Source organism: Litorimonas haliclonae (assembly GCF_965138505.1).
Classification (GTDB): domain Bacteria; phylum Pseudomonadota; class Alphaproteobacteria; order Caulobacterales; family Maricaulaceae; genus Litorimonas; species Litorimonas haliclonae.
In genome coordinates, this window is record NZ_CBCSCO010000002.1 from 550,261 (window position 1) to 568,121 (window position 17,861).

The following is a 17,861-nucleotide window of genomic DNA, read 5'->3' on the forward strand; positions in this document are numbered from 1 at the left end:
TAGTGATGACACTGTCCAAATTTAAAACCGGCCTGCTTTTGGGCACAGCCTTTTTACTCACAGCCTGTAATGGCGACGACGCAACAGAAACCGCAGAAGCCACGAAAGCGCCCGTAGAAACAGCCACCACCGAAGAGGCGGCAATAAAGGATTTAGACTATAAAATGGTAACTTACGACACACCCGGCCAGACCGATGAAGATCATCTCTATCTGGAAGAGGTTCTGGGCGAAGAAGCACTGGATCAGGTCAAGACTTGGAACAAGCGCACGCTGGACCATTTGATGGCCGACCCACGTTTCGAAGAAATGCAGGGCGAGGCACTGGAAATTCTGAACTCCAAAGACAAGATTCCTTATGTGTCCTACCGCGGCGGCGAGGTGCATAATTTCTGGCAGGACGCTGACCATGTGCGCGGTATCTGGCGCAAATCCACCCTTGAGAGCTACCTTGGCGAAGACACCTCATGGGAAACCGTTTTGGATTTTGACAAGCTCGCGGAGGCTGAGGGCAAAAACTGGGTCTATAAAGGCAATAGCTGCCTCGCCCCGGATTACGCGCATTGTATCATAAACCTGTCGGATGGCGGAAAGGACGCCGTGGTTCGGCGCGAATTTAACGCCGACACAAAATCTTTCGTCGAAGACGGATTCGTCACGGAAGAATCAAAAGGCACAGCCTCATGGCTCGACGCGGACCATCAGGTCATCGGTGTCGATTTCGGCGAAGGCACCATGACCGATTCCGGCTATCCGATGGTCGCCAAACTCTGGACACGCGGCACGCCGCTTTCCGAGGCGGTTGAGCTTGGACGCGGAGAGAAAACGGATGTCGGCTATTGGCCGGGTGTGTTTGAGCTGTCCGATGGTCGCCGCGAAATTGTTATTTCCCGGTCCAAAACATTTTACGATTCCGAAGTCTTCTGGGTCCCGATGGAAGACGGCGCGCCGCAGGCCCCGATCCAATTCCCGATCCCGGCCAAATCCGATCTCGGCAGCGAGTTTAAAGGGCAGGTTCTGTTGTCTCTCAACGAAGACTGGCGCGGATTTAAATCCGGTGACTTGGTCAGCTTTGGCATAGACGATTTCATGGAAGACGGGGAAATCGCCGATGTGCATCTGGTCTATAGCCCGGATGAGAAATCGTCCCTCAATGGTTACGGCGTGACCAAGTCGAAAGTCCTGATGAGCGTGTCTCGCGACGTCGCTGGCACAGCCTACGCCTTTGATTGGAACGGCGAAGACTGGAGCAGCGAGCCGCTCGATTTCCCTGAAAACGGATCGGTCAATATCGGCGCAACAAATGACAAGGAAGACGTCGCTTTTATCAGCACGGAAAGCTTCCTCACCCCCGACACGCTCTGGACGTTCAACACAGAGACGATGGAAAAGGCGCAAGCCAAATCTCTGCCGAGCTGGTTTGACGCTTCGACTATGGTGTCAGAGCAATTCTTCGCAACTTCCAAAGACGGCACGAAAGTTCCGTATTTCGTTGTCCGGAATAAAGATATTGAAATGGACGGCACGAACCCGACCTTGCTTTACGGCTATGGCGGTTTCGAAATTTCTCTCAATCCGAGCTATAGTGCGACGCGCGGCAAGCTCTGGCTTGAAAATGGCGGCGTCTATGTATTGTCCAATATCCGCGGCGGCGGGGAATACGGCCCGAAATGGCATCAGGCGGGTCTGAAGACCGACCGTCAGCGCATCTATGACGACTTCATCTCCGTGGCGGAAGATCTGATCGATAAAGGCATCACCTCGCCCGAACATCTCGGCGTCGAAGGCGGCTCTAATGGCGGTCTATTGACGGGCGTGATGTACACGCAGCGCCCTGATCTAATTAACGCCGCGATCGTCGCTGTGCCGCTCTTGGATATGCTGCGCTTTAACAAGCTGCTCGCGGGCGCATCCTGGATGGGCGAATATGGCGATCCGGACGATGAGTCCAAGCCGGAAGAGCGTGAATTCCTTCGCAAAATCTCGCCTTATCACAACATCCGTCCCGACGTGGACTATCCCGAGGTCTTTTTTGTCACCTCGACCAAAGACGACCGCGTCCATCCCGGCCATGCCCGTAAGGCGGCCAAGCGGATGGAAGATCAGGATCATGACTTCCTATATTATGAAAACATTGACGGCGGCCACTCCGCAGCGGCAAACCTCAAGGAAACCGCCAAGCGCTTGGCTTTGCAACATGTTTACCTGATGCAGAAACTGAGTGACGGCGAAACTGAAATGGATAGCGACGAGGAATAGTCTCGTTCACATCAGCAATAAGAAAAGGGAGCCTCGGCTCCCTTTTTTGTTTTTAAGAAGGTTGCGGTCTTTCTCCCTCTCCAATGGGGAGAGGGTGCCCGAAGGGCGGGTGAGGGGCATCAAACCTTCAAAGCATCGCAGCCCCTCATCCGTCACTTCGTGACACCTTCTCCCCACGGGAGAAGGGAATCTCTACTTCAATGCCTCGGCGTGCCAGCGCAAATGGTCTTCCATAAAGGTGGCGACAAAATAATAGCTGTGGTCATAGCCCTCTTGCAGGCGAGAGGTGAGCTTTTGGCCCGCCGCTTCGCAAACGCCTTTGAAAATTTCGGGCTTTAAATGCACTTCGCGGAAGTCGTCGGCCAGACCTGTATCAATCAGGATGTGCGCCTCTGTGGTATGGCCGGAGCGCACGAGCTCAGTCGCGTCATAAGCCGCCCAGGCGGATTTATCTTTGCCGAGATAGGCGATGAAGGCCTTTTCACCCCATGGCACAACAGACGGGCTGGTAATCGGGGAAAAGGCGGAGCAGCTTTTGAAATGGTCCGGGTTTTTCAGCGCAAAGGTAATCGCGCCGTGCCCGCCCATGGAATGACCAAACACGCCCTGGCGCTCCATATCACCGTTGAAATTCTTGGCGACCAGACGCGTCAGTTCCGACAGGATATATTCGTCCATCTTGTAATGCTGAGCCCACGGCTCTTGCGTCGCGGAGAGGTAAAACCCTGCGCCTTGGCCGAGGTCATAGGCGTCGTCATTGGCAACATTGTCACCACGCGGAGAGGTGTCCGGCGCGATAATCATCAGGCCAAGCTCTGACGCGATGCGTTGAAGGCCGGATTTCTCCATCACATTCGACCAATTACAGGTCAGACCCGAAAGGTACCAAAGGACAGGAAAGGGTCCGTCCCCCGGCGGACTGTAAACCGCAAACGTCATCGGGGTCCCGGTGACTTTGCTCTCATGTTCATGCACGGACAGCGTGCCGCCAAAAGATTTCCACTCTGATTTGGTTGTGAGGGTCATTTAAGTCCTATTTTTTAGTCCAGAAGGCGCAGATTTTATTTCCAACAGGGTCGCGAAGATAAGCGCCGTAATTATCGCCGGGCGCGCCGTCGCGTTTGCCGGGCTTGCCGTCGCAGGTTCCGCCATTGGCGCATCCTGCCGCGTGAAACGCGTCAACCTGTTCTTTGGTGTCCGCCTTAAATCCGATAGTGCCGCCATTGCCAAAGGTCGCGCTCTGCCCGTCCCGCGGCGCGCCGACACCGAAATTCCCGCCATTGTGAGAATAAAAGGCGCGGTCCCCCATATTGTGCCCCTTTATGCCGAGCGCCCCTAAAGCGGCGTCGTAGAATTTGATGGATTCGGCGGGGTCATTCGCCCCGACCATGATGTGTGTGAACATTTGTCTCTCTCCTGCAATTATTTTCCCTAAAGACCCTAATTGAGGTTTCTTAGCAAATGAATCATATCTGCTGAAATACTAAATCGTTTTTCGTTCAAAGTGCTTCCGTGCTGAAAAACTTTCCCGCTATTCCAAAGAAAGAAAATTCGTTTGAATCGGTCAGTGTTTTCATAAGGAAACGTGCATATGAGACTCTGATAAGCTTTACTTTCCTCATCGGCTCTTTCTGAGTCTAACCAGATGACATTATTCCCTTCAACGTAGATGAGTAAGTCTGTCGGTTTTGAACGAACATACCCCTTCATAGATTTCTTGTTAATCGCGGCTTGTATATTACAAGCTATTTCTGCGGCAGAACTTAAATCGTCCTGTGCTTTCCTGCCGCCGAAATCACCGATGTAATAAAGCTCGACTTGCTTTTTGGCGGCCAAAGAACGTTCGCGTGCATCGACTTCTGAAATAGCTCGAGTAATTTCCAACCAGTAGCTTTTTTTGTTTTCTGTGATTTCAAAATCTGGTTCTTCACGTTGAGTAATTGATACCGGATATTCTATCATGCTATTGTCGATCAATGCCGTTAAAAGCCTTCTTGCACACCAGGCTTCCTGTTCTTGCTTTTCAATCTGACGGTCGTTTTTACTTGAATCGACCCAAAGGCCTTCGTCTCCGAGCTTCATATAAAAATCTGATTGCGACTTGGCAGCGCTAATTGTTAGCACCTAGAACTCCACCACGCTCCGGATGCTTTTGCCTTCATGCATCAAATCAAATGCCTTATTGATATCTTCAAGCGGCATTTTGTGCGTAATCAGGCTGTCGATATCGATGCGGCCATCCATATACATATCGACGATTTTCGGCACGTCTGTGCGGCCTCTTGCGCCGCCAAAGGCGGAGCCGCGCCAGACGCGGCCTGTGACGAGCTGGAACGGACGAGTCTGGATTTCCGCGCCGGCGGGGGCCACGCCGATGATGACGCTCTCGCCCCAGCCCTTGTGAACACATTCCAGCGCGTCGCGCATGACATCGACATTGCCGATACATTCAAAAGAATAATCCGCGCCGCCGCCGGTTAGCTCGACCAAATGTCCGACCAGATCGTCATGGTCCCTCGGATTGACGAAATGGGTCATGCCGAATTGCTTGCCGAGCGCTTCGCGGGCCGGGTTGATATCCACGCCGACAATCTGGCGCGCGCCAATCAGGCGAAGGCCCTGCAAAACATTCAGGCCAATTCCGCCAAGGCCAAAGACAACGGCGGTGGAATTAGGCTCGACCTTGGCGGTGAACATGACCGCGCCGATTCCGGTGGTAACGCCGCAGCCAATGTAACAAATTTTATCGAACGGCGCGTCCTTGCGAACTTTGGCGAGGCTGATTTCGGGCAGAACGGTAAAGTTAGAGAAGGTGGACGTTCCCATATAGTGGAGAATCTTCTCGCCCTTATAGGAAAAACGAGATGTGCCGTTTGGCATCACGCCTTTGCCTTGGGTTGCGCGGACTTTTTGGCAGAGATTTGTTTTTGGGTTCAGGCAATATTCGCATTGGCGGCATTCGGCGGTGTAGAGCGGTATAACATGATCGCCGGGCTCGAGCGAGGTGACGCCTTTGCCGACTTCGCGAACAATGCCTGCGCCTTCATGACCGAGAACCGCGGGGAAAGCCCCTTCCGGGTCGTCGCCAGACAGCGTGAAAGCATCGGTATGGCAAACACCCGTTGCCATGATTTCCACCAAAACTTCTCCTTCTTGCGGCCCTTCTAGATCGAGTTCGACAATTTCGAGGGGTTTTCCAGCTTCAAAAGCAACGGCGGCACGGGTTTTCATAGGAACTCCAGGGGGAATTTAAAGTTTCAAATTAACATAGGTTTAAACCATGTTAAATCTGTTTGATTTTAGTTGTAATGGTTGTAAGCCAAACAGCATACGCATGAAAGCGTAGAGTTTAGTGGGTGATTAATGAAGGCCGATTTACATCCGATGGAAGATATTCGTCTCGCTGCGCTGTCTGCTGCGAATATCATTGATACGCCGCCTGACCCTAAATTCGACGCCATCACCGATTTAATCCGCGACTTTTGCGACGTCCCTGTCGCCCTGGTCAGCCTGGTCGAAAGCGATCGCCAATGGTTTAAGTCCGTCAAAGGGCTGGATATTTGCGAGACGCCGATCGAACAATCCATTTGCGCCCATGCCATATTGCAGCCGAATTTATTTGTAATTCCTGATACGTGGGAAGATGAACGCACGGAAAATAATCCGCTTTGCCGCATAGATTTTATGTCCGGTAAACCCTTTCGATTCTATGCGGGCATGCCTCTCAACAGTCCGAATGGTCAACCCTTAGGGTCACTTTGCATTCTGGACTACAAGCCGCGTGAGCTTGGCGATAAACAGAAAAAACTTCTGACCGTAATGGCCGAGCAGGTCGAAACCTTGATTGAGCTTAACCAGCATATTGCCAATCAAGAGATCCTTCATAATGAGATGGATCACAGGGTCAAAAACTCTCTGCAATCTGTCTTATCGATGATCCGCCTGTATAGCTCCCGCGCGGAAAAGGATAAGGCATTGGGGCCCTCAGGTCGCGAAGCGTTTAAAGCCGTTCAACGCCGTGTGGAATCCATCGCGCTTTTGCATGAAGAGCTGCATCAGGCCGAAACGTCCGGAAATATCAATCTCAAAACCTATCTCGAAAAAATCGTAAAGCTACTTCAAACCTCGGCGCCGGCAAATGTTTTGATAAAGGGCTCTTTTGAACAGATGTCTGTCTCCTCACATGAGGCGACGGCTATCGCTGTGATCGTCAGTGAATTTTCTGCGAACTCAATTAAACATGCTTTCCCGGACAATCGGGACGGGATAGTTACTTTTAAGGTCGAAAGCCCATCCGAGGGGGGGCTGCGGCTGCTTTGCCAGGATAATGGGGTTGGCGGGGACGAAGCTATGCGCGAAACGGGCGAAAATAAGGTGGACGGGCTTGGCCTCCGGCTTATGGAAGCATCAGCGTCACAGGTCGAGGGTATCATGGAACGCGGATCGAACAAACATGGGTATCAATTAGAGCTTATAATCCCACCGCTTACGGCCTCTGCCGAGTAATTGCTCGTTTTTTATTTCTGCAAAAGAAATAAAAATGGGAACCGAGCTCCTTTAAACGGGTTTAATCCCTATCACTAATCAAGGGAGTATCCTGTGAAACACTTTAACATTCGTAACTTTCTAGCTGCTATCGTCGCTATGTCTGCTCTTTCCATCACGGCCTGCAACACTGTCGAAGGTGTCGGCGAAGATACAGAAAGCGTTGGCCGCACGATTGACGATGCCGCTAACTAGGCTACTCTAAATTTTATTAAACCCGCTTTTCCTATTGGAAGAGCGGGTTTTTTTGTGCCTCAGATCTTTTCCGTAATTCGGATCGCGGTAAGGCAGCCTTGGCGGATAAACCTCGATAACAGCCCGTAGCCGGGAGCCTCTTTCGCGCCGCCTTCGACGGCAATATCGCGGTGGTGCAGTTCGTCTTCGCGAAATTCGGCAAAGGTAGCTGCAAGCTCCGGCTCGACTTCGGCGATTTCTTCGGACTGGCTGCCATAATGCTGCTCTATCACGGTCTCGACGGCTTCGGTGCAGGCATGGGCGGCTTTTTCCCCCATCAGCGCGGTTACCACGCCCAGACCATATCCGGCCACATTCCAGATCGGCGTCATAGCGGTGGGGCGGACATTTCGTTCAACCAGAAGCTTGTCGAATGCGTCGAGGTGCTTTTGCTCTTCGTCCTGCATTTCCTGCAGCTGATCCGCCATTTCCTTGGTCTTGGGATTTGCGCCAAAGACAGCCTTCTGACCTTTATAAATCGCCACAGCGCCGTATTCCCCCGCGTGGTCAACACGCAGCATCTCGGCAATTCTGGGATTGGTTCTCTTAGCGTTTGACATGCCGAAATCCTAACACAGCCGTCATGATAGCGCCACCGAGTGACAGCAGGCCGTTCCATGTCGCCATCGATAAGCCAAGGAACACCCAGACCGCATTCGAACAAGACGGCGGCATGATTTTTTTGTCGAGATTGGCAAAGGGATCACCGCCTGAGAAGTCAGGCAAAGCCGCGCCGCCGCCCGAGCAGGTCTTGGGGCCGTCCCACCACTTAAACTCGACGCCGGTATGATAAAAAGCGAGTCCCGCACTGCCCAGTAATAAGAATACGAGTAAAAGCGTGAGAGCACGGCTCAGCGGCAGTCCCATCCGCGCCATAATCAAGGCGAGCACAGCCACAACCACGACCGCTTTGTGAACATGGCGCTGCCAGTAACACATAGTGCAGGGTTGATAGCCGAAACCGTATTGAGAAACCCAGGCCCCGATCAAAAGCCCGCCGGAGAGGAGCAGAGCAAATAGCGGGGCGCGATAAGGAGGAGAAATCGTCATAAATTCGATATAGTCGAGTAAGGCGGCCCTGTCATGTGACAGATTGGCAGGACTTCGGACAAATGAAAAATTGACGAGGGGGACTAGGAAAAATGCCTCCGACGACTTCGCTTGGCATCAATTCTGCATAATTCCTTATGGAAACCACCATTGCGCCTGCTTTCGGCGCAAATTGGGACAGAATGCTGGGACTTATAGAATGAGTGCATCAATAGCCGTCACTGACAGCCGATCCGATTGGACAGGCAAGCCGGCTCGTTTGCCGTCAACCCGCTTTCGCTGGCCCGAAGATATGCGGCGCAATCTCGGCAAAGCGACGTTTCAGGCAAGTCACAACGCGCATCGCCTCGAGCAATTTTCCGATGCAAAGCTAGCCGAGTTGTTGGATGTTTACCCTAGAGAGAAGCTCGGCATTTACCGCTTTCCGAGCCGCGACAAAGCCGCGCAAAAGGCCGAACATGGCTGCGCCCCGACTTTGTCCGGCGCCGAGATTATGGACGCCGTCAGAAACGGACAAATTTGGTTAAATTTACGGGCCGTAAATAAAGAACTGCCGGAATATGAAGCTCTGGCCGAAACGATATTCAGTCAACTTAAAGAAGCCTCGGGGACGGCAACATTTAAAGAAGATGTCGGGGTCCTGATTTCCTCGCCCAATATTCACGTCCATTACCATTTGGATATTCCACTGGTTTGTTTGGTGCAGCTTCGCGGCGAAAAGAAAGTCTCTATCTATCCAAGGCGGGCGCCTTTTGTGGAGCCAGACCAAATATCGGATTTTGCCTTAAGACGCCAAGACGAACAAATGACATATTCGGACCGTTTCGAAGCCGCCGCGAATGTTGTTTCATTAGAGCCGGGCCTCGCCGTCACCTGGCCTCAAACTGCGCCGCATCGCGTTCAGAACGGAAACTCTTTGAATGTCTCGCTTTCCTGCGAGTTCATGACGGGCGAAGGCATTTTAAAGGCAAATGCGCTTCATACCAATGCGAGTTTGCGCAAGAGAAACCGTCAAGCCAAACCCTTTCCTGAAACGGTCAATTTATCAACTTTGACAAAGGCAGGGGCCGCGCGGGTATTAAAGAAAGTTGCCCCTTTACCGAAGAAAGCGCCGACTCCAATTACGTTCGAGCTTTTAAAAGGCGGCGAAATCAAACCTCTAACGCAGAAAAAAGCGGACACAGAATCTGATTTAACTTGCCAGGTCTTGAAGCCCAAAGAATTATCTTATCAGGATCGGCGGGATTGGAGAGAAATTTTACAATCCGATTTCCAATATAAAACCCCCCTTTTGTCTCCGGACTTCATGGACTTGATCGCCAATTTTAGATCAGATGTACGCTGCATTCTGGTGCGGCGCGGATATGACTTGGTCGCCGTGCTTCCTGTATTCCAAAGAAATTTTGGACTGGTGAGGCCTGTAGGCGCGCCGTTTTCAGACTACGCGGCGCCGATCCTTTCTAAAGAGGCGAATTTGACAATTGAAGAAATTATCGCTCTGTCCGGCTATTCGGTTTATCGGTCAAATGCGGTGCTCCTCCCCGTATCAGAAGAGGCAGATATTGAAGCAGACTCTGTGATGCGGTCATTTATTATTCATTTGAATGGACAAACGGCAGAAGAGCATTTGGAATCCAGCCGGGCTCAACACGCAAAACGCTATAAAAACTTTCGCCGTTTGATGAACAAGCTAGAGCGCGAATGTGGAGAGATCGAATTTGCTTTTGGCCCGGCGAAAGACCTCCCAGTGGAAACGCTTTTGGAATGGAAGAGCGAGCAATTTGTCCGGGAGGGGTTATTGGATCTGACAACGTCCCGTAACAGTGCTTCAATTCTAACCCAAATGTCCAAACTGGACGCGCCAGATGAAAGTAATCTATCCGGTTTTATGACCTGTCTTAAAGTCAAAGGCGAAATGGTCGTCGGCCATTTTGGCGTGCGGGACGAGGCGAATTTCCATCCTTGGATTTCTGCCTATGACCCTGACTTTGAGGAATACAGCCCGGGACTTTTATTGCTCTATAAAATCGTTGAGGAAATGGATCATATGGGACTGGAGAGCTATGACCTTTCGACCGGACATGAATCCTACAAAAAATATTTCTGTAGCGCGGCCCGGTACACACGCGACGTCAATATCACAGCGCCCACTGTCATGGGCCGCTTACATAAGATCGGATATGAAAGCTGGAACCGGATTGGCGGGCAAAACCCTGATAGTCCGGCGGCGCGTATGCGGCGTAGATTTGATCATATTTTTATTTGCGAACCTAAAATCTGGGGCCGACTGAGAGAAATTATTTTAGCCTTCGTCAAAAGGAGCCGGGTAACGGGGTGACCGCGTTTGCGCGCGATACTTCTCAAGGGGCAGGCTGGACATGACTTACGAAAACAAAATATCTATTGTCGTCCCGACCTATCACCGTCCGGAGGGGCTGTCTAAAACTCTGGAAAGCCTTCGGGCGCAGGACTTTACCGAGCTACCAATTGAGATCGTTGTCGCGGATAATAATCCCGGCGGAGACGAGTTATGTCTCGTGTCAGAGTTTGCAAACTCCGCCCCGATGGCCGTTAAATATGTTCATGCAAAAGTTCCGGGCGTCTCCAATGCTCGTAATGCGGCGATGGAACAAGCGACTGGCCGATATATAGCGTTTTTGGATGACGACCAATATGCCGCGCCCAACTGGCTGTCCGCGCTTTATGCGGTGCTAACTGAAAACGCGTGTTGCGCGGTATTTTGCAAGACCCTTGCTTGTGTGGATGAAAGCTCTCCGCATAGTCTTTTCCTGAAACAATTTTTTTCTAGAGACAGGCCTGATCTAGGTACAGGGGTTATTGACCGGTTTTTCGGGGCCGGAAACTCCCTTATCGACAGAGGCGCGATCCTCATGCCCAAGCCCGCCTTTAACCCCGCCATGAACGAGACTGGCGGAGAAGATGATATATTATTCGACAATTTTCGGAAACAAGGCGGTCTCATGGGGTGGAGCAAAGAGACTCAGGTTTTTGAAGATATTCCGGCTAAACGACAGACGGCAAAGTATATTCGCGTTCGAAGTTTTGCCTTTGGACAAGGCCCAACCCGTATGAATGTTGATCTTGGACCGTTTAATTTACTTGGTATTGTTAAATGGATGAGCATCGGCGCCGTTCAATTTGTACTTTTCGCGCCCATTGCAGCGCTCTGCCGATATTTGAAGCCCCGGCTTTATCTGCACTATCTCAGCAAGGCCAGCGCTGGGGCGGGTAAGGTCCTCTGGCAAAAACCATTTCGGCCTAAGCTTTACGGGGCAGGGGCTTCCTAGCTTCACCGTTTGTCGATCTACACGGAAAATTGCTGAATTATCTTTCTTATCACAGTCTCAATTTTCAATTTTAGAATGGTCTGACTTTTTCTTCATTTTGTTCTTGCGACTTATTATTAATTACGTTAGGCGCCCTCAGACAAAAACTGCGAGTAATTCGCAATATTAGAATGAAGTTTGAAGGAGAGACGTGTGAGTCTTCAACGCCGATTATTGGGCAGCGCTTTGGCCGCTTTGCCTATTGTATTTTTCCAGACGCTTTCAGTGCAAGCCCAAGAGGTTCCGGAACAAGACGACGAGATTGTTGTTACCGGGCGGGTTTCAACTTTTGGCGCGACAAAATCTGATATTCCGATTTTGGAAACAGCCCGATCCGTTAGCGTTATCGGCGCCGACGAATTTTTGGAGCGCGGCTCTCTGACTCTGGATGATACGTTAAATTACACAGCCGGCGTTGTCGGAGATACTTTCGGATATTCCACTCGCGGTGATTTCCCCCGGGTGCGGGGACTGGATGTCCCAGAATATCTCGACAATATTCAAGTCCTTTTCGGGTTCTACAACAATGCGCGCTCCGATATTTACACGCTAGAGCAGGTTGAAATTCTGAAAGGCCCGGCGTCTGTACTTTATGGGCAAGGGTCTCCCGGCGGAATTTTGAATACGGTTAGTAAAAAGGCCGGGTCAGAAAATTTGGGGCGCGAAATCGTGCTGGATTACGGCACACATAACCGCATGCAGGCCGCAGGCGATTTCGGGATTGATTTATCGGGAGACGGGGAATGGACAGCCCGCCTCGTCGGACTAATTCGTGAGAGCGATACCCAGGTCGATTTTGTCGAAGATAATGCAATTGTTTTTGCGCCCTCCGTGACATTTGAAAATGCGAACACCACAATTACCGCGCTTGTGAACTACACGGATAGAGAAAGTGATACGTCTCACCAGTTTCTCCCGCTCTCCGTCTCTGGATGTGGTAGTGATGAGGTTCAAATTTCCGAAGCTGAAATTTGCGACGGAACAACCGGAAACGAAGTTGATCCGTCTGTTTATGTCGGCAGTCCGGACTTCAACAGATATGATACTGAGTCATTCTCCTTCACCCTTTTTGGACAACAAAAATTAAACGAAATATTCTCGCTCGAAGGGACGGCGCGGTATCGCGATAATGAGGCGGACTACAGACAAAGCTGGATCTCCTTTCTCGGAGCAGGCACAGCCCGCACCACGCCGGACGGTACCGCTATTGGACGAAGCTGGTATGACGCCCCGGCCGGGTCTAACCAGTTCGCATTGGACAGTCGGTTGCGCGCAAGTTTCGTGACTGGCCCGGCCTCTCATGAAGTACTGGCGGGGGTAAATTATCAGGATGTTGAGACGGAACTCCGCGCCGCTTTTCTGGGGAGGCCTACCACGTTCAATCTTTTCAATCCTGTCTATGACGGATCTGAAATACCGTCTGAAGCCGCCTTTAACGCAGCCCGGGGGTTAACGGAAAGTACAACTGAGACCATCGGATACTACGTAAATGACCAAATCAGTGTCGGAAATTTTGTGCTAAATGCCGGGGTCCGGTTTGATGATCTGGAGTCCGGAAACGGAACGACAACACAGGATGACAGCGCCACAAGTTTCAGCTTTGGCGGGTTGTATAAAACCTCTTTCGGATTAAATCCTTACGTCAATTACGCGGAGTCATTCCAAGCCACAGTTGGCGTCGACACAAACACAGGTGAAAATCTTAAACCTCAAGAAGGCGAACAAATTGAAATTGGCGTGAAATATCACCCGGCCGGATCGCCGACTTATATCACCGCCGCCTATTTCGATATTGAGCAATCTAACTTGCCAAATCCTCAAGCTCTGCAAAATGCCGCATCGCAACAAGAAGGTATCGCCAAAATCACAGGGTTCGAAGTCGAAGCCCGAACGGCCATCGGCGATCTGCACCTCGACGGGAGCTTCAGCACATTAGATACGGAAGACCCTAACGGAATTCCAATTTCCAGCATTCCGGAAGTGCAGGGATCCGCTTGGGCAACATGGAAACCTTCAACCGGTCAGCTCGAAGGATTTCGTCTGGGCGCGGGCGTGCGCTATGCCGGAGACAATGAGAGCCAGGGCGTGTCCTTCCTTGCCTCAAACAATTTCCAGCCATCTGTCGTGAAAGTAGAGACGGATGGGTATACCGTATTTGACGGTCTTATCGGTTATTCCTTTGACCAAGTCGACCTGACCCTAAACGCGCGGAACCTGTTTGATACGGATTACTACGGGACATGTTTGGCGCGGGGGGACTGTTTCCCGGGTGAAGGCCGCACTGTCGTCGCCAGAGCCGCTTACAGTTTCTAGCTTTAAATAAAACGGCCTTCGCATCGCTGCGGAGGCCTACAGGTCCGCAGGGGGATTTAAATTGAAATGACTGCCGCAGAGCTAATATTTGCCTTTATCGGGTCCGGGCTTTCCGCCTTGGGCCTTTTCGCGCTTTACAGGGCTTGGAAAGGTCATGCGAAGAAAAAGCTTCTGAGTTGTTTGGGATGGGCGGCTCTGTTCCTTGCGGTAATCTTGTGGGCGGTTTCAGGCGGCAAGGACCGGGGCGTGGCGCTGGGCATCATCGTCATCAGTCTGCAAGCGCTTTTGTTTGTCGCCTATCAAGCCTTTATCGACAAAGCGCCGAAGAAAAAACGGGGCGCGCCAAAGCCGCGGAAAATACGCTCAGAAGAAAAGATGGGGCTGGCTGTTGTATCCAGACGCGCGGGCAAAGCGCTTTGGGTGAGTGTCGGCTGCGGGGCGCTGTCTTATCTGACGGCGATCGGACTGCACGAGCTGTTTTGGAATTCGGGGGTGCACGCCTCTAACTCGCTCGTCTTGGCGCTGTTTATTTTTCCCATTCTCTGGGCGTCATTGAGTGCCTTGTCCCTGACCTCCCAGAAGACAGGATTGAAGCTGGGAACTTACGCCTTTTTAGGGGTGAGTAGTAGCGTCATTCTGTGTCTTGGAAACGGATTTTTCTGATGCTGGAGAAAACACAAACCGCCGCTCCGGCTATTGCGCCGCCCGCCAAACCGTCTCTTGTTAAACGCGCCCTCTCTGCTCATGCAGTGATGGGCATTACGATTTCTGCCGTGCTCTATATCATTTGCCTGAGCGGGACTGTCAGCGTGTTCAAAGAAGACATTCACAAGCTGGAGCAGCGCGGCGAACCGCGCGTCGCATATCTCTCGCCCGAAAGCGCGCAGCAGGCCGCCGAAGTCGGATTTAACGAAGAGCCAAGCTCCGCCCACCTTTATATCCAGATGCCGTCGGATGGTCATAGCCGCGCCTTAGTCCAGACGGATAATCAGGAACATTACGTCGACGAAAGCGGGGCGTTGTCAGATTCAATCGCTCATCCGTGGAGCACGTTTCTGATCGATCTGCATTATTATCTGCATTTGCCGAAATCCTTTGGCATGATTGTCGTCGCAATTTTCGGCGTGTTTTTGTTTGCCATGTCAATTTCGGGACTGCTCGCCCATCCCAATATTTTCAAAGATGCCTTTTCCTTTCGGCGGTCAAAGTCGGAACAGATTAAAAAGGTCGATCTCCATAACCGGCTGAGCGTCTGGACGGCGCCGTTTCATATTTCCAACTCTCTGACCGGAGCGATGATCGGGCTCGCGGTTCTATCCATCGCGGCGCTCGCCCCGCTAAAATATGGCGGCGACCAGCACGCGGTGTTTGCGCCCGTTTTCGGCGATGAGCCGGTGGTTGACGAAACCCCTGCGCCCATGGCCAATATCGCTAAGGCGCTGCAATATATGGCGGAGAATCATCCGGAGAAGCCGCCCGTCTATGTCATTCTGCACGACCCGAAAACGGCGGGGCAATATATGCAGATCATGGCCGAACATCCCCGCCGCCTGATCTATGCGGAGAAGTATAACTTCACCGGAGACGGAGAGTTCATTGACACGGTGGGGTCAGCGGATGGCACCATCGGGCAGCAGGTCGCGGATTCGGTGTACAAGGTTCACTTCGGCCAGTTCGGCGGCCTGCCGGTCAAGCTCGCTTTCGGGATTTTCGGGATTTGCCTGCTCTATATCATCACGTCGGGCCTTCGGATCTATTTCCTCAAGCGTCGGAATAAAGGCCGGGGCGCTCCGGCTCTGGAAGGGGCGTGGAAAGGGCTTATCTGGGGCGCGCCCATCCTGATGGCGACGAGTTTTGCCGCGTCCATGGCGCTGCCGCTTTCGGCCCCGCTCCTCACCCGCATGTTCTGGATAGGGCTCATCCTGTCCGCGGTTGCCGGGGCGGTTCTGGCTAAACAGAGAGAGGGCAGGGCGGCGTAAACTCTCCGCCCATTGCAGCCCCTTAAAAGTTCGCGTGACCTGCGAAAGGTCTTTGCATTTTTGTTCATTTTGATTAACGGCTCTTTCACCACATTTAATTAATGATTTGGCCGTGACACAGCAATTTAGCACAGATTCAGCGCAAGACGCCTCCCATATCGGAGCGGAATTACGGGCCCGTCGGCGCGCGCTCGATCTGAGCGTGGATGACATTTTTGAAGCCATCCACCTTCAACCCGCCTTTATCCGCGCGATTGAAACGCTGGATGTGGAGAAACTGCCCTCTATTGGATATGTGCTCGGCTATGTGCGCACCTATGCCAATTTCCTCGGCCTGAACGGCGCCGACGCGGTGGCGCGCTATAAAATCGAGAGCGCTTTGCCGCAAAATCTCGGCATGAGAGACCGCCCGCATTTCGTCCCGAAAAAGCGCATCCGCCTGCCGCGCGGCGTCATCCCCGCGCTTGGCGTGATTGGCTTCGCGGTTATGCTCGGCGTCTGGTATGGCGGCAATAATGAAACCGTGGCGTCAGAACCGACCGTCCCGACGGTCTCCACTCTTTCCGGCCAAGTCAGCGAAACCGAATCCGCCAACCCGAACCTCATCACGCTCACCGCGACAGCGCCAAGCTGGATCGAAGTCAAAAGCGCGAGCGGCCGCACCTTGGTCAGCCGCATTTTCGTAACAGGCGAGCGCTACACCGCCCCGAAAAGCGCGGGCTACACCGTGTCCGTGCGCGATTCCGGCGCGGTCAGCCTCTCTGTCGGCGGACGCGAATACGGCCCCCTCGGCGAAGCGGGCGAGCCCCTACGCGACGCGCCGCTTTATTCGCCCTCTCTGGCCGGCACCCGCCCGACCAAAGCCGAACTGACCCAATAGAGCCTTTTCGTCTTTATTCTGACACGTGCCCGTGGCACTAAGGCCCCATGAGTTCCCAACCGACAGATATCAATTCCATCCGCCCCTGGCGCACGATTGAGCGCCGCAAATGCCGCAAGATCCGCGTCGGCTCGGTCGAAGTCGGCGGCGACGCGCCCATCGCGGTGCAGTCCATGACCAATACAATCACGCACGATATTGACGCAACGGTCGCGCAAGTGCTGGCCCTGCAAGAGGCCGGGGCCGATATCGTCCGCGTCTCTGTGCCCGACCCGGATAGCAGCGCCGCGCTGAAATCCATTGTCGATCAGGTCCAGGTCCCCCTCGTGGCGGATATCCATTTCCATTATAAACGCGGCATAGAGGCGGCGGAAAACGGCGCGGCCTGCCTGCGCATTAATCCCGGCAATATTGGCGGACAGTCACGGGTGAAAGAAGTCGTCGCCGCCGCGCGCGCCAATGGCTGCTCCATCCGTATCGGGGTGAACGGCGGCTCGCTGGAACGCGAACTGCTGGAAAAATACGGCGAGCCTTGCCCCGACGCCATGGTCGAGAGCGCATTGATGCACGCCCGCATCCTCGATGACGAAGGTTTCCACGATTATAAAATCTCGGTCAAAGCGTCAGATATTTTTCTGACCGTCGCCGCCTATCACCAGCTCGCCGATGCCACAGACGCGCCGCTGCATCTGGGCATTACAGAGGCGGGCGGCACGCGCATCGGCACGGTCAAATCCTCTATCGGCATGGGCAACCTCCTCTGGGCGGGAATTGGCGACACGATACGGGTCAGCCTCTCCGCCGATCCGGTGGAAGAGATAAAAGTCGGCTTTGACATGCTCAAATCGCTCGGGCTGCGCACGCGCGGCGTCAATATCATCTCCTGCCCGTCCTGTGCGCGGCAGGGCTTTAACGTCATCGAGACGGTCAAGACATTAGAAGACAGACTGGCCCATATCAGCGAGCCCATCTCCCTCTCCATCATCGGCTGCGTCGTCAACGGCCCGGGCGAAGCCATGTTCACCGATATCGGCTTTACCGGCGGCTCGGCGGGATACGGCATGATGTATCATACGGGGAAGAAAACGGGGAAGACCGATAACGAAGATATGATTGAGGATATTGTGCGGTCTGTGGAAGAACGGGCTGAGGTGTTGCGGGGTGGGCGCGAGGCGGCGGAGTGATTTAAACTGAGATTGTTAGTATTGTATCTTATAGGCGTCCTAAGGACGCCTATAAGATACATTGACTTAAA

The 17,861-nt window shown here is 52.8% G+C and carries 16 protein-coding genes; 10 read left to right on the top strand and 6 right to left on the bottom strand.

Features of this window, described 5'->3' with window-relative positions; all coding sequences use genetic code 11:
- Window positions 1-5: 5 nt before the first annotated feature.
- Window positions 6-2,258 (top strand): prolyl oligopeptidase family serine peptidase, encoded by a 2,253-nt coding sequence (locus ACNA05_RS06835; RefSeq protein WP_415810672.1) that lies wholly within the window; start codon window positions 6-8, stop codon window positions 2,256-2,258.
- A gap of 192 nt (window positions 2,259-2,450) precedes the next feature.
- Here the strand turns inward: ACNA05_RS06835 and fghA are convergent, their stop codons facing one another.
- Genes fghA through ACNA05_RS06855 form a run of 4 tightly spaced genes read right to left on the bottom strand, consistent with a single transcriptional unit; the run spans window position 2,451 to window position 5,489 of the window.
- Window positions 2,451-3,284 carry an S-formylglutathione hydrolase gene (fghA, locus tag ACNA05_RS06840; RefSeq protein ID WP_415810673.1) on the bottom strand — a complete coding sequence of 278 codons (834 nt, stop codon included), beginning with the start codon at window positions 3,282-3,284 and terminating at the stop codon, window positions 2,451-2,453.
- A gap of 7 nt (window positions 3,285-3,291) precedes the next feature.
- Window positions 3,292-3,663 carry a VOC family protein gene (locus ACNA05_RS06845; RefSeq protein ID WP_415810674.1) on the bottom strand — a complete coding sequence of 124 codons (372 nt, stop codon included), beginning with the start codon at window positions 3,661-3,663 and terminating at the stop codon, window positions 3,292-3,294.
- A 35-nt stretch (window positions 3,664-3,698) separates the two neighbouring features.
- Window positions 3,699-4,382, bottom strand: a complete 684-nt coding sequence (locus ACNA05_RS06850; RefSeq protein WP_415810676.1) for a hypothetical protein — start codon at window positions 4,380-4,382, stop codon at window positions 3,699-3,701.
- Window positions 4,383-5,489 carry an S-(hydroxymethyl)glutathione dehydrogenase/class III alcohol dehydrogenase gene (locus tag ACNA05_RS06855; RefSeq protein WP_415810677.1) on the bottom strand — a complete coding sequence of 369 codons (1,107 nt, stop codon included), beginning with the start codon at window positions 5,487-5,489 and terminating at the stop codon, window positions 4,383-4,385.
- Between the two features lie 132 nt (window positions 5,490-5,621).
- Between ACNA05_RS06855 and ACNA05_RS06860 the strand changes: the two genes are divergently transcribed.
- Together ACNA05_RS06860 and ACNA05_RS06865 are read left to right on the top strand one after the other, a co-directional pair.
- Window positions 5,622-6,764, top strand: coding sequence for a histidine kinase dimerization/phosphoacceptor domain -containing protein (locus ACNA05_RS06860; protein ID WP_415810678.1), 1,143 nt, complete (start codon window positions 5,622-5,624; stop codon window positions 6,762-6,764).
- Window positions 6,765-6,857: 93 nt separating this feature from the next.
- Complete coding sequence (locus ACNA05_RS06865) at window positions 6,858-6,998, top strand: entericidin A/B family lipoprotein (RefSeq protein ID WP_415810680.1); 141 nt, start codon at window positions 6,858-6,860, stop codon at window positions 6,996-6,998.
- A 59-nt stretch (window positions 6,999-7,057) separates the two neighbouring features.
- Here the strand turns inward: ACNA05_RS06865 and ACNA05_RS06870 are convergent, their stop codons facing one another.
- Both ACNA05_RS06870 and ACNA05_RS06875 read right to left on the bottom strand, forming a co-directional pair.
- Window positions 7,058-7,597, bottom strand: coding sequence for a demethoxyubiquinone hydroxylase family protein (locus ACNA05_RS06870; protein WP_415810681.1), 540 nt, complete (start codon window positions 7,595-7,597; stop codon window positions 7,058-7,060).
- The gene (locus ACNA05_RS06875) at window positions 7,584-8,087 is read right to left on the bottom strand and encodes a disulfide bond formation protein B (RefSeq protein WP_415810682.1); all 504 of its coding nucleotides are present in this window, start codon (window positions 8,085-8,087) and stop codon (window positions 7,584-7,586) included. The genes ACNA05_RS06870 and ACNA05_RS06875 overlap by 14 nt, the downstream gene beginning before the upstream one ends.
- 199 nt (window positions 8,088-8,286) lie before the next feature.
- On the opposite strand from ACNA05_RS06875, the gene ACNA05_RS06880 reads away from it, so the two are divergent.
- The 7 genes from ACNA05_RS06880 to ispG all read left to right on the top strand — a co-directional run bounded on the left by ACNA05_RS06880 (window position 8,287) and on the right by ispG (window position 17,790).
- A complete protein-coding gene (locus ACNA05_RS06880; protein ID WP_415810683.1) occupies window positions 8,287-10,425 on the top strand; it encodes a GNAT family N-acetyltransferase in 2,139 nt (712 codons plus the stop codon).
- Window positions 10,426-10,465: 40 nt separating this feature from the next.
- Window positions 10,466-11,395 carry a glycosyltransferase family 2 protein gene (locus ACNA05_RS06885; RefSeq protein ID WP_415810684.1) on the top strand — a complete coding sequence of 310 codons (930 nt, stop codon included), beginning with the start codon at window positions 10,466-10,468 and terminating at the stop codon, window positions 11,393-11,395.
- A gap of 192 nt (window positions 11,396-11,587) precedes the next feature.
- Complete coding sequence (locus ACNA05_RS06890) at window positions 11,588-13,747, top strand: TonB-dependent siderophore receptor (RefSeq protein WP_415810685.1); 2,160 nt, start codon at window positions 11,588-11,590, stop codon at window positions 13,745-13,747.
- A 66-nt stretch (window positions 13,748-13,813) separates the two neighbouring features.
- Window positions 13,814-14,410: a hypothetical protein gene (locus ACNA05_RS06895; protein WP_415810686.1), complete on the top strand. Its 597-nt coding sequence runs from the start codon at window positions 13,814-13,816 to the stop codon at window positions 14,408-14,410.
- Window positions 14,410-15,726, top strand: a complete 1,317-nt coding sequence (locus ACNA05_RS06900) for a PepSY-associated TM helix domain-containing protein (protein ID WP_415810687.1) — start codon at window positions 14,410-14,412, stop codon at window positions 15,724-15,726. Before ACNA05_RS06895 ends, ACNA05_RS06900 begins: the two co-directional genes overlap by 1 nt.
- Window positions 15,727-15,838: 112 nt before the next feature.
- On the top strand, window positions 15,839-16,606 hold the full coding sequence (locus ACNA05_RS06905; protein ID WP_415810688.1) for a helix-turn-helix domain-containing protein: 768 nt from the start codon (window positions 15,839-15,841) through the stop codon (window positions 16,604-16,606).
- Between the two features lie 47 nt (window positions 16,607-16,653).
- Entirely contained in the window at window positions 16,654-17,790 is a 1,137-nt protein-coding gene (gene ispG, locus ACNA05_RS06910; protein WP_415810689.1) for a flavodoxin-dependent (E)-4-hydroxy-3-methylbut-2-enyl-diphosphate synthase, read from the top strand.
- The last annotated feature ends 71 nt before the right edge of the window (window positions 17,791-17,861 follow it).